Source organism: Klebsiella sp. 141162 (assembly GCF_050600755.1).
In the GTDB taxonomy this organism is placed as follows: Bacteria; Pseudomonadota; Gammaproteobacteria; order Enterobacterales; family Enterobacteriaceae; genus Klebsiella; species Klebsiella aerogenes.
Window position 1 is genome coordinate 392,641 of record NZ_JAQIRI010000002.1, and the last position, 12,597, is coordinate 405,237.

The 12,597-nt window shown below is 59.1% G+C and carries 12 protein-coding genes; 5 read left to right on the top strand and 7 right to left on the bottom strand.

What is annotated here, in order from left to right; genetic code table 11:
- Nucleotides 1-37: 37 nt before the first annotated feature.
- The 6 genes from PGR23_RS09410 to hutI all read right to left on the bottom strand — a co-directional run bounded on the left by PGR23_RS09410 (nt 38) and on the right by hutI (nt 7,882).
- On the bottom strand, nt 38-1,420 hold the full coding sequence (locus PGR23_RS09410; protein WP_015367620.1) for an amino acid permease: 1,383 nt from the start codon (nt 1,418-1,420) through the stop codon (nt 38-40).
- 99 nt (nt 1,421-1,519) lie between these two features.
- Nucleotides 1,520-3,055, bottom strand: a complete 1,536-nt coding sequence (gene hutH, locus PGR23_RS09415) for a histidine ammonia-lyase (protein WP_015367622.1) — start codon at nt 3,053-3,055, stop codon at nt 1,520-1,522.
- Nucleotides 3,052-4,740 (bottom strand): urocanate hydratase, encoded by a 1,689-nt coding sequence (gene hutU / locus PGR23_RS09420; RefSeq protein ID WP_015367623.1) that lies wholly within the window; start codon nt 4,738-4,740, stop codon nt 3,052-3,054. Before hutU ends, hutH begins: the two co-directional genes overlap by 4 nt.
- Before the next feature lie 142 nt (nt 4,741-4,882).
- Nucleotides 4,883-5,608, bottom strand: coding sequence for a histidine utilization repressor (locus tag PGR23_RS09425; protein ID WP_045395067.1), 726 nt, complete (start codon nt 5,606-5,608; stop codon nt 4,883-4,885).
- Between the two features lie 61 nt (nt 5,609-5,669).
- Nucleotides 5,670-6,626 (bottom strand): formimidoylglutamase, encoded by a 957-nt coding sequence (gene hutG, locus PGR23_RS09430; protein ID WP_396279827.1) that lies wholly within the window; start codon nt 6,624-6,626, stop codon nt 5,670-5,672.
- The gene (gene hutI / locus PGR23_RS09435; protein ID WP_165430633.1) at nt 6,623-7,882 is read right to left on the bottom strand and encodes an imidazolonepropionase; all 1,260 of its coding nucleotides are present in this window, start codon (nt 7,880-7,882) and stop codon (nt 6,623-6,625) included. Before hutI ends, hutG begins: the two co-directional genes overlap by 4 nt.
- A 213-nt stretch (nt 7,883-8,095) precedes the next feature.
- Between hutI and PGR23_RS09440 the strand changes: the two genes are divergently transcribed.
- From PGR23_RS09440 to PGR23_RS09455, 4 genes are all read left to right on the top strand, one after another.
- A complete protein-coding gene (locus tag PGR23_RS09440; protein ID WP_047050332.1) occupies nt 8,096-9,379 on the top strand; it encodes a putative acyl-CoA thioester hydrolase in 1,284 nt (427 codons plus the stop codon).
- Between the two features lie 175 nt (nt 9,380-9,554).
- Complete coding sequence (locus PGR23_RS09445) at nt 9,555-10,094, top strand: tetratricopeptide repeat protein (protein ID WP_047049178.1); 540 nt, start codon at nt 9,555-9,557, stop codon at nt 10,092-10,094.
- 18 nt (nt 10,095-10,112) lie between these two features.
- Nucleotides 10,113-10,646 (top strand): RNA polymerase sigma factor, encoded by a 534-nt coding sequence (locus tag PGR23_RS09450; RefSeq protein WP_045395072.1) that lies wholly within the window; start codon nt 10,113-10,115, stop codon nt 10,644-10,646.
- A complete protein-coding gene (locus PGR23_RS09455; protein ID WP_045395073.1) occupies nt 10,643-11,437 on the top strand; it encodes an anti-sigma factor family protein in 795 nt (264 codons plus the stop codon). Before PGR23_RS09450 ends, PGR23_RS09455 begins: the two co-directional genes overlap by 4 nt.
- Here PGR23_RS09455 and blc read toward each other — a convergent pair.
- A complete protein-coding gene (gene blc, locus PGR23_RS09460) occupies nt 11,434-11,967 on the bottom strand; it encodes an outer membrane lipoprotein Blc (protein ID WP_045395074.1) in 534 nt (177 codons plus the stop codon). The two genes, PGR23_RS09455 and blc, sit on opposite strands and share 4 nt — an antisense overlap.
- A gap of 391 nt (nt 11,968-12,358) precedes the next feature.
- Here blc and PGR23_RS09465 point away from each other — a divergent pair, with 391 nt between their 5' ends.
- Nucleotides 12,359-12,571, top strand: coding sequence for a hypothetical protein (locus PGR23_RS09465; RefSeq protein ID WP_045395075.1), 213 nt, complete (start codon nt 12,359-12,361; stop codon nt 12,569-12,571).
- Nucleotides 12,572-12,597 lie beyond the last annotated feature (26 nt).

A 12,597-nucleotide genomic window follows, 5' to 3' on the forward strand; every position in this document is an offset into this window, starting at 1 on the left:
AGCCCCGGTAAGCGCAGCGCCACCGGGGAAATTGACCTTACTGTTCAGTGGCCACCTGCAACGCGGTTTTACGCACGCGCGCGTACCACACCACCGTCAGCAGCCCCAGCCACACCAGCCCGGCTAACAGCGCCACGCGCGTCTCTTCCACCATTCCCAACACGGCGATTACCAGCCCCATAAACAGTAGCGTCAACAGCGGGCCAACCGGCCAGAAGGGGATCGGGAATTCGATCTTACTGCGCTCTTCAGCCGACAAACCGCGGCGCATCGAGAAATGAGAGAGCAGGATCATCAGCCACACCCAGACGGTGGCGAACGCCGCCAGCGAGGCAATCAGGACAAATACCTGTTCCGGCATCAGATAGTTAAGCACCACCGCCACCAGCAGCGCCACGCCCATCACCACGACCGTCATCCAGGGTACGCCGTTGCTGGCGATCCGCTGGAAGCACTTCGGCGCCAGCCCCTCTTTCGACATACCGTACATCATGCGTCCGGCGCCAAAAATATCGCTGTTAATCGCCGAGATACTGGCGCTAATCACGATGATATTCAGCACGGTCGCCGCCGCCGGGATCCCGAGACCATCGAAGATAAGCACAAACGGACTGCCCTGCTCGCCAAAACTATTCCACGGGAAGATCGCCATCAGCACCGCCAGGGTGCAGACGTAAAACAGAATAATACGCAGCGGAATGGTGTTGATGGCCTGCGGGATGACCTTCTTCGGGTTCTGCGCTTCCGCCGCGGTGACGCCGATAATTTCCACGCCGCCGAAAGCGAACATCACGATGCCAAGGGAAGCGATGATCCCCTGCCAGCCATTTGGCGCAAAGCCGCCGTGGCTCCACAGATTTTCCAGCCCGGTGGCCGGGAAACTATGGCCAAAGCCAAAGAAGATGATCCCCGCGCCCGCCGCCATCATGGCGATAATCGCTACCACTTTAATCAGCGACAGCCAGAACTCCATCTCGCCGAACACCCGCACGTTGCACAGGTTCATCGCGCCGATAAAGAAGATGATGCTGAGGATCCAGATCCAGCGCGGCACATCGGGATACCACAACCCCATATAGATACCGAATGCGGTGACGTCGGCCAGCGCCACGATCACCATTTCAAAGGTATAGGTCCAGCCGGTAATAAATCCGGCCAGCGGCCCAAGATACTGGCGGGCGTAGCTGCCGAAAGAGCCGGAAACCGGATTGCGCACCGCCATTTCACCCAGCGCGCGCATCACCATAAAGACCGCCGCGCCGCCTATCAGATAGGCCAGCAGTACCGCCGGCCCCGCCGCCTTAATGGCGGAGGCCGAACCGTAGAACAGCCCGGTGCCGATAGCGGAACCGAGCGCAATAAAACGAATGTGTCGGGCATTCAGCCCGCGCAGCAGATGCGGTTTGTGTTGTTGTTGCATATACAGGTGTCCTGGTTTTTTTATATGACGACAAATATGCGATGTAGGACGGCCGGGGGGATGACATCCCCCCGACGCGGGTACAGAGAACAACGGTGATTAATTCAGGCCAGGCAATACGGCAGGCAGCAGACGCGTCAGGTGACGTGCGGCCAAAAGCTCGGTGGCATTTTCAATATCAGGAGCGAAGAAACGGTCTTGCGTATAGTGCGGCACGCGTTCGCGCAGCAGATGACGCGCCTCTTCCAGCAGCGGACTGGTGGTCAGCCCTTCGCGCATATCCAGCCCCTGCGCCGCCGCCAGCCACTCGACGGCCAGCACCCCACGGGTGTTTTCCGCCATCGCCCACAGGCGACGACCGGCAGCCGGCGCCATGGAAACATGGTCTTCCTGGTTCGCGGATGTTGGCAGGCTGTCAACGCTATGCGGGTGCGACAGCGCTTTGTTTTCACTGGCCAAAGCCGCCGCCGTGACCTGAGCAATCATAAAGCCGGAGTTGACGCCGCCATTTTTGACGAGGAACGGCGGCAGCTGCGACATATGGCTGTCCATCATCAGCGCGATACGGCGCTCGGAGAGTGAGCCGATTTCCGCGATCGCCAGCGCGATATTATCCGCCGCCATCGCTACCGGTTCGGCATGGAAGTTACCGCCGGAGATGACGTCATTTTCTGCGGCAAAGACCAGCGGGTTATCGGAGACCGCGTTCGCTTCGGCTAACAATACTTCCGCCGCCTGACGAATCTGCGTCAGGCAGGCGCCCATCACCTGCGGCTGACAGCGCAGAGAGTACGGATCCTGCACCTTGGCGCAGTTATGGTGCGACTGCGAAATCGCGCTGTCATCGGTCAACAGATGGCGATACAGCGCCGCCGCATCAATCTGGCCACGCTGGCCGCGCACCTCGTGAATACGTGCGTCGAACGGACGACGCGAACCCAGCGCCGCTTCGGTGGTTAACGCTCCGCAAACGACCGCGGAGGCGAACAGATCTTCGGCTTCGAACAGGCCGCGCAGCGCAAAAGCCGTCGACGCCTGGGTGCCGTTCAGCAGCGCCAGACCTTCTTTCGCCGCCAGGGTAATCGGCTCCAGCCCCGCCTGACGTAACGCTTCCGTCGCCGGCAGCCATTCGCCGCCGCGTACCCGCGCTTTGCCTTCGCCAAGCAGCGTCAGCGACATATGCGCCAGCGGCGCGAGGTCGCCGGAGGCGCCGACGGAACCTTTCGCCGGGATCCACGGTGTCACGCCGGCATTGACCAGGCCAATCAGCGCCTGGATCACGCTCAGGCGGATCCCGGAGAAGCCGCGGGACAGGCTGTTAATCTTCAGCACCATAATCAGGCGCGCCAGGTCATCGTCCAGCGGCTCGCCAACGCCCGCCGCATGGGATAACACCAGCGAACGCTGCAGATTCTCCAGATCTTCCGTCGAGATACGGGTCTGCGCCAGCAGGCCAAAACCGGTGTTAATACCGTAGGCGGTCCGCCCTTCGGCAAGGATGGCGTTAACGCAGGCCACGCTCTCATCGATTGCCGCAAACGCGCTGCTATCGAGGGTGATGTTCAGCGGGTGGCTGTAAACGTCGCGGAGCTGCGACAGGCTCAGTTGCCCCGGAATTAGCGTTAAAGATTTCATTTAGCGTTCCCCTGCGTTGCCGCAACCATCGGAAGATTCAGACCCTGTTCCGCCGCACATTCAATGGCGATATCGTAACCCGCATCGGCATGACGCATCACACCGGTCGCCGGGTCGTTATGCAGGACGCGAGCGATACGCGCCGCCGCTTCATCGGTACCATCACAGACGATAACCATCCCGGAGTGCTGCGAGAAGCCCATGCCTACGCCGCCGCCGTGGTGCAACGACACCCAGGTCGCGCCGCTGGCGGTGTTAAGCAGTGCGTTGAGCAGCGGCCAGTCGGATACCGCATCCGAGCCGTCGCGCATGGCTTCGGTTTCGCGGTTCGGGCTGGCGACGGAGCCGGAATCAAGGTGATCGCGGCCAATCACGATCGGCGCGGAGACTTCGCCGCTACGCACCATTTCGTTAAAGGCCAGCCCCAGCTTCTGCCGCCACTCCAGACCTACCCAGCAGATACGCGCAGGCAGTCCCTGGAAGCTGATGCGCTCGCGCGCCATATCCAGCCAGTGGTGCAGATGCTTATCATCTTTAATGATTTCTTTCACTTTCGCGTCGGTTTTGTAGATATCCTGCGGATCGCCGGACAGCGCCACCCAACGGAACGGGCCGATACCACGGCAGAACAGCGGGCGGATATACGCTGGCACGAAGCCCGGGAAATCGAAGGCGTTGCTGACGCCCATTTCCTGCGCCATCTGGCGGATGTTGTTGCCGTAGTCGAAGGTCGGTACGCCCATTTCATTAAAGGCCAGCATCGCCTGAACGTGGTCGGCCATCGAACGTTTGGCCGCCAGAATAGTGCCCTGCGGATCGGATTCGGCTTTCTGCTGATACTCTTCCCAGCTCCAGCCTTTCGGCAGATAGCCGTGCAGCGGGTCGTGGGCGCTGGTCTGGTCGGTGACCATATCCGGGCGCACGCCGCGTTTCACCAGTTCCGGAACGATATCCGCGGCGTTGCCGCACAGCGCGATAGAGATAGCGCGGCCTTCGGCGGTATATTTTTTGATGCGCGCCAGGGCGTCATCCAGAGAAGTGGCCTGTTCATCCACGTAGCGGGTACGCAGACGGAAATCGATGCGGCTCTGCTGACATTCAATGTTCAGCGAGCAGGCGCCTGCCAGCGTCGCGGCCAGCGGCTGCGCGCCGCCCATACCGCCCAGACCGGCGGTTAACACCCAGCGGCCTTTCAGGCTGCCCTGATAGTGCTGGCGACCGGCTTCGACGAAGGTTTCATAGGTGCCCTGCACGATGCCCTGGCTACCGATGTAGATCCAGCTGCCGGCGGTCATCTGGCCGTACATCGCCAGCCCTTTGGCATCCAGTTCGTTGAAGTGTTCCCAGGTGGCCCAGTGCGGGACCAGGTTGGAGTTAGCGATCAGCACGCGCGGCGAGTTTTCATGCGTTTTAAATACGCCGACCGGTTTACCGGACTGCACCAGCAGGGTCTCATCGCTTTCCAGGTTTTTCAGCGCCTTCACGATAGCGTCATAGCATTCCCAGTTGCGCGCAGCGCGACCAATACCGCCATAGACCACCAGCTCATGCGGGTTTTCGGCGACATCGGGATCGAGGTTATTCATTAACATACGCAGCGGCGCTTCGGTCAACCAGCTCTTGGCGGTCAGCGTCGTGCCTCTCGGGGCACGTACGTCCAGCTGGCGATATTTGCTTTGCGACATCGGGGTTTCTCCTGACAATTAACGTTGTGTACGTAGATACATATACTTGTCTATACAACTCTACGCAAGCCAGGATTTAACAGAAATGATACAATTTTGTTATATTGCGTCAGCAATCACGTTTTGCTGACGCCAGGGTAAATTACGAGCTGAAATGGCCCTGCAGGCGGTAGCGCGCGCCGGGGAACAGCAGGCGAGCGTGTGAGACAATATGCGTCGTCGACCAGGTGCGGCGGCGAATAAGCAGACAGGGATCGTGCGGCATGATGCGCAGCAGCGCGCACTCTTCTGACGTCGCCTGCACCGCCTCGACGATATGTTCGCCTTCGGTTAACGGCGCGATGAGCGACAGATAATCATGCGGCGTGGTGGCGGTGTAATCCTGTAGTAGATAGTCCGGCACCACCGCGGCATTGACGCAGCGATCTTCAATTTGTACCGGGACCTCGTTTTCGAAATGCACCATCAGCGAATGGAAGATACGCGTGCCTTCGGCGACGTTGAGCGCCTCCGCCTGGATAACATCCGCTTCGGTCTCCTCTAAAAGCAGCACCTCGCAGCGGTGCTGGTGACGGCGGGAGGCAATCTCATCGGCTATGCTGCGCACTTCAAACAGCGCCGACTGCCCTTTCGGCTCAGCGACGAAGGTACCGACTCCCTGTAGCCTCACCAGCAAGCCTTCATCCGTCAGCTCGCGCAGCGCGCGGTTGATGGTCATGCGGCTGAAGCCGAACTGGGCGACCAGTTCAGCCTCCGAGGGAATTCGGTCGTGCGGACGCCACTCGCCGCGGTGGATCTTTTCGCTGATCGCCTGCTTCACCTTTTCATAGAAAGGCGCGGGCGCGGAACGAGGTTGTTGTGCAAACATGGCCTGGCTTTCCTTATGCGTAATAAGCGGAGCGGCGAAACGAAAATAATAGCGCGGATCGCTAGCGCCACCAATGGGCGATTTGCCATGCCAGACGGGCCGCCGCGCGGGCGCCCTGTCCGTCGATGTCAAATTGCGGATTAAACTCGACCAAATCCACCGCCTGTAGCTTACCGCTGCGGCACAACGGCTCTACGATCCACAGCAGGGTCGCCAGCGGCACGCCCAGCGCCGCTGGCGCGGAAACCGCCGGCATTTCGCGCGCCGGCAGCACGTCGAGATCGATAGTCAGATACAGACGGTCGAATTGCGCGATATTGCGCTCAAGCTCCGGCAACACGCGAGTTTCGAAGGCCTCCAGCACCTCCAGATCCTCAACGATAGCCACCTGGCGGCGCGCCGCTTCATCCCACAGCGCCTGGGTGTTCGCCGCCCGGCTCACGCCGATGCAGGTATAGTGAAAACCTCGCTGCTGCGCCTCACACTCCAGCGCCAGCTGGCGGAACGGCGTCCCGGAGCTGGCGCATTCGGCAAAGCGTAAATCCAGATGCGCGTCGAGATTAATAATGCCCACGTTTTCGCCCGGGAAGGCATCCAGTACCCCAGCGCCGTGGCCGAAGGCCGTCTCGTGGCCGCCGCCCAGCACCAGCGTGCGTTTGCCGGCGCGTTGACAGGCGGCCACCGCCTCGCGCAGCGCCTGATGCGCGGCTTCTAACTGTTCACCGTCGACGCTAATCGTGCCCATATCCACGCAGCGGTCATGGCCCTGATGGCTGGCCATATTGGCCAACGCCCGGCGTAGCGTTTCCGGACCATGTCCGGCGCCGGTACGACCTTTATTACGCCGTACGCCTTCGTCGCAGGTGAAGCCGAGCAGCGCGATATCGCCGGGCATCTCCTGCGGCGCGAAGCGTTCCGCGCGGGCGATGGTCTGGAACAGGCGCAGCGCATTGGGCGCTTCCGCGCTATCATCACGCCCCTGCCAAAGGTTGGCGGGCGTAGCTTGCCACAGCATCATTGCAGTTCTCCTCGTACCACGCGCCCCCAGAGCGGCGCGCGCCCCGGCTCATACACCATCTCGACCGGATGTTCTGCATCCCAGATAGCGAAGTTTGCGACAAAGCCCGCCGCCAGCTGACCATGACTCTCCTGTCGCCCCAGCGCCCGCGCGGCATGGCGAGTCACCCCGGCCCAGGCCTCCTCCGGCGTTAAACCAAACTTGACGCAGGCCATGTTCATCGCCAGATGCAGGCTAGCGAAGGGGCTGGTGCCCGGGTTGAAATCGGTCGCCACCGCCATCGGCACCTGGTACTTGCGCAGCAGTTCCACCGGCGGTTTGCGGGTTTCGTTAAGGAAGTAAAACGCGCCGGGGAGCAGCGCTGCCACGGTGCCGCTTTCGCGCATCGCCGCCACGCCCTCTTCCGTCAGATACTCGATATGGTCGGCGGAAAGCCCGTGATAGCGGCTCACCAGCTGAGCGCCGCCCAACGACGAGAGCTGCTCAACGTGGCCTTTTACCGGAATGCCCAGCGCCTGCGCGGCCTGAAAGACGCGCTCGGTTTGCTGTGGGCTGAAGCCGACGTTTTCACAGAAGACGTCAACGCTTTCAAACAGTCCCTCTTGCCACAGCGTCGGCAGTATGGTCTCGCAGACCAGCGAGATATAGCCATCGGCGTCGCCATGATATTCCGGCGGCGTGGCGTGGGCGGAGAGCAGCGTCGCCGACAGTTCTACGCCATTGTCGTCGGCCAGTTGTCGGGCGACCCGCAGCATTTTGCGTTCGTTTTGCAGATCGAGACCGTAGCCTGATTTAATCTCCAGCGTTGTCACCCCTTCACGCAGCAGGCGAGCAAGACGCGGCTGCGCCAGCGCCAGTAGTTCTGCTTCGCTGCTTTCGCGCGTGGCGCGCACGGTGGAGTTAATGCCGCCGCCGTTGGCGCTGATGGTTTGATACGACACGCCGTTCAGCCGCTGCTCCCACTCCTGAGCCCGGCTACCGCCAAAAATCAGGTGAGTGTGGCAGTCAATGAGGCCCGGCGTCAGTAGCCGGCCTTGGAGGTCGATACGACGCCCCGCCGGGGCATCAGCATCGTCGACGATCGCCTCAATGCGGCCGTTACGCACCAGCAGCGCATGGCGCTCCAGCAGGCCGTACGGTTGGGAATAATCAGGGTTCAGGGTGGCGAGACGCGCGTTTCGCCAGATAACGAGTTCAGAGGTGGCTTCAGTCATAGCGTTCAACTTGTCATGGGTTGTATAGACATTTATTTTCATAACGCCGGTAATGTCAATAAAAGCGCGGGTAAATGTTATTTTTTTGTGACTACAGACGTTCCACTGTCACCAGGTATTGCGTAAAGAAGTGAAGTTTTTGAACTGGCATCTTCCCGTTTCGTTCAAGTTAGTATAAAACAGCAGGTTTTAAAGGACTTATACCCTGTCGCGCACAAAGGGTATGTAACTTTGCATATTATCGCCCGGAGCAACATGAACACATATTCCGTTTCCCGTCTGGCGCTGGCGCTGGCCTTCGGCGTGACGCTGTCCGCCTGTAGCTCGACGCCTGCCGATCAAAAGCCCTCAACGCAGACTGCACCGGGCAATACCGCACGGCCAATTCTTAGCGCCGATGAAGCGAAAAACTTCACTCAGGCAGCTTATTTCCAGTCGCTGACGCCGAATGCCGCCGCGTGGACGCCATCCGCGATCAGCCTGCCGGCGCAGCCTGATTTCATCGTCGGCCCGGCGGGCGCCCAGGGCGTGACCCACACGACTATTCAGGCCGCGGTCGATGCGGCGATTGCCCGCCACTCCGCGCGTCGTCTGTTTATCGCCGTTATGCCGGGCGAATATGCGGGTACCGTCTATGTGCCTGCCGCGCCAGGCGCGCTGACCATTTATGGTACCGGTGAAAACCCTGTCGACGTCAAAATCAGCGAAGCGATTGATTCCGAAATGGACCGCAATAGCTGGCGTCACCTGGTCAATCCGGGCGGCAAATACATGCCGGGCAAGCCCGCGTGGTATATGTTCGACAGCTGCCAGAGCAAATCCGCCGCCACCGTGGGCGTGATGTGTTCCGCGGTCTTCTGGTCGCAGAACAATGGCCTGCAGCTGCAGAACCTGACTATCGCCAACAATCTCGGCGATAGCGTCGATGCCGGTACCCACCAGGCGGTGGCGTTGCGCAGCGATGGCGACCAGGTGCAGATCAACAAGGTCAACATTCTTGGCCGCCAGAACACCTTCTTTGTGACCAATAGCGGCGTGCAGAACCGTCTGCAGGACAACCGTCAGACCCGCACGCTGGTGACCAATAGCTATATTGAAGGCGATGTGGATATCGTTTCCGGTCGCGGCGCGGTGGTATTCGATAATACCGATTTCCGCGTCGTGAACTCGCGTACGCAGAAAGAAGCCTACGTTTTCGCGCCGGCAACGCTGAAAAGCGTAACCTACGGCTTCCTGGCGACCAACAGCCGCTTCACCGCGTCCGGCGATAACGTCGCGCAGCTGGGCCGCGCGCTGGACGTCGACGGCAACAGCAATGGCCAGGTGGTGATTCGCGATAGCGTCATCAATGAAGGCTTTAACATTGCTCAACCATGGGCGGCGGCGGTCGGTTCTAACCGCGCTTTCAGCGGTAACGTTGGCGCGCAGGATGATAAAGGCAACCCGCAGCGTAACCTTAACGACAACGGCTTCAACCGCATGTGGGAATATAACAACCGCGGCGTGGGCAGCTTTGTGGTTGCCGCTCCGAAACAGTAATATTATCGGCCCGCGCTCTCCCCAGGCGCGGGCTTTTCTTGTTAACGCATACTCTCACCACAACCCCAATTAATAATTTTCGCCAACGGCGAATAAATCCTCCCGCTCGCGCGTTTACTCCTCAGAACCGACAACGCGATGCTTTATCGCGTCTCTCGCCCTCCAGGAGGTCACCATGAACGCACAAATTTCTCCCATCAGGCGCTTAGTCGTTCCGGCGCTGCTATTTTTGTTATATACCCCGGCGGCGTTGGCCATGGGCGATAACAGCCCGAGCAAACAAACCCCGGATTGCCCGAGCGGTCAAGCCTACGACAGCGTGAGCCAAAAATGCGTTCCGCAAAAAACCAGCAGCCTTAGCGATGAAGATAAAACCAATTATGCCTGGCATCTGGCGAAAAAAGGGGAATATCAGGCCGCGCTTAACCTGCTGGATACGCTGCACAACGCCAATACGCCTGAGGCGTGGAACTATCGCGGCTACGCCACGCGTAAGCTCGGCAGAACCGATGAAGGAATTGGCTATTATCAGCGGGCGCTGGCGCTGAAACCGGACTACGCGAAAGCCCGCGAATACCTTGGCGAGGCATGGATGGTTAAAGGACGCCCCGATCTGGCTAAGCAGCAGCTGGCGGCGATTGCCGGCATTTGCGGCCAAAGCTGCGAAGAGTACCGCGATCTTCAGTCGGCAATAAACGGACACCCTGAATCCTGATAGTCGTGATTCGCCAGAATCAATAAGGATAAGAACATCGCTAACCGTATCGTTGATAGCCAACTGGCCGCCCATCTTCCTCGCCTGTGGCGCTACGGCCTCGTACTCTCGCACAACCGCGACGTCGCCGAGGAACTGGTGCAGGCCACCTGCCTTCGCGCGCTCGAAAAGAGCGCGCAGTTTACCCCCGGTACCCGCATCGACAGGTGGCTATTTTCCATTTTGCACTCAATCTGGATTTCAGAGCTGCGCGCCCGCCAGGTCCGCCTCGGCCAGGGGTTTGTCGAGTGTGAGGAGCTGGCCGCCCCCGAGCCGGGCGAACAGGACGATACGCGGTGGCGCTATCGGCAACTTATGCTGCGGGTTAATCAACTGCCCGAGGCGCAGCGTAATGCCGTCTTTTTGGTGTATGTCGAGGGGTTTAGTTATCAGGAAGCCGCCGAGACGCTATCGGTACCTATTGGCACCATTATGAGTCGGCTGGCCGCCGCGCGGGAAACGCTGGCCAAAACGCCGGCGATTTCCCCCCCGGCGCAGGAGAAACGCTCATGAACCCTATTCGCTTTTCCCCACCCTGGCAGGACGAGGCCATTGTCGCCTGGCTTGATGGCGAAATGTGCGCGGAGGACGCCCGCCGTTTTAGCGAAACCTTTGCCCGCGACCCGCAGCTCGCCAGCCGCACCGCCACGTTGATGAATAATCATCAGCCTTATCAACATGCTTTCGCCGCCCTGCTTGATGAAGCACCCGTGGCGCGGATGCAGGCGAAACTGGGGCCCTATCTCGCCGCGCCGGAAAGTGAAGCGCAAAATCAGGCGCGCTTCAGCCGCCGCGCGCTGATCGCCGCCTCACTGGGCCTGTTGGTTATTGGTAGCGCAACAAGTTACTTCTGGCGGCCTGCGCCGCAGGAGGACGATGACGAGAATATTCGTCGTCTTGAAGCCCAGTACATGTCGCTATATAGCGCGGAAACCGTGGCCGATGTTGATAATTCACCTGAGATGCTCGACCGTGGCCTGCGTCGTTCGGCGCAGGATACAGGACTGTTGCTAGAACGACGCCAGCTCGCCTTGCCTGAGGCGGAGCTGAAAATGGTCCGTATGCTGCGCTACGAAAGTACCTCCATCACGCAAATTCTCTGGCTGCATACCGGTTACGGCCCGGTCGCGCTGTGTATTTCACCCGCCGCCCGGCAAACCGCCTCGCCGCCGCAAAATGAGCAGCGTCAGGGCATGAACCTGCGCTGGTGGCGCCACGGCGGCTACCAGTTTGCGTTGATCGGCCGTATGCCGACGCCCGCGCTCAACGATGCGGCGCACACCCTGCTGCAGGCGATAGTTTAAGCCTTCGCCTGCGGCACCCAGACCAGTTTGTTAACCGCGAAACCGAGCTCAGCGGCCAGGGCAAGGTACTGTTGTCGGATGTGGGACGGAATATCCGGGGTGCGCGAAAGCAGCCATAAATAGTCGCGGTTAGGCCCACTCACCAGCGCGTATTGATAATCCTCGTCGAGCGCGATCACGTTATATCCGCCATAGAAGGGACCGAAGAACGAGACTTTCAGCGCTGCCGTGGTGGAAGCGCCGGTGAAATAGGCTTTGCCTTCACTTTCGCGCCAGCGGTTGTTTCGCGGATCAAATCCTCGATTAAGTACGCGAATGCCGCCGTCATCACGCATGCTGTAAGTTGCCGTTACCTGCTGCAGACCTCGTTCGAAACGGTTTTCCAGGCGCGCGACTTCATACCAGCGCCCCAGATAGCGGCTGGCGTCAAAGTGGTTTATCGGTTTTACTCCGTGAGGCGGCGTGGGAGTCTTACAGGCGACTAACGCCAGCGATACCGCAACCCCGGTCAGAATTGGCCATAGTTTCATCGCATTCCCTCCTTTTTCTCTTTCCTGGCAGACAAGTATAACCCCGCGCAGAGAGCATTCGTCGTTTTTCAGAGAGATTTACCGCCTGGCCTGTACAAGAAAGAAGAAAATAAAAATCATACATATCAACAATATAAACAAAAACACATTAACCCATCGCTAATTTGTACAAATTAATTCGCAGAAATTTGTACAACTTTTCCCTGAGCGTCTATAGTTGACGGGTAGCTCGATTTTACGCGCGCGCTCGGGTCAGCACTCTGCGCCAACGCCGCGGTTATTTTGAGGTGGTTCCTGCTTTACCGTTGCCTGTCCGCAATGTTTTGGCGTAAACGATGTGCAAATCGTTTACGCCAGCGGCTTTTATTTATCGCGTGGGAGATTCAGGGTTATGCATATCAAAAATACGATCCCTGTGCAGTTTATAGCTAACTGCGCATTGCTGAAAAACATTGAAAATAGCTTATTGCAGGAAAATAAAACCGTGGATGACCTTCAATTAATTAGCGAGATTAATCAACGGTTACAAATAGAAAGTAATGAAATCCTTGCCGACCTCTATTTACAGGCGCTGGATATTCTGCGCTGTGGTGTTCATCATTAATCCGTCCATCCGCTTCGTGGAGACCA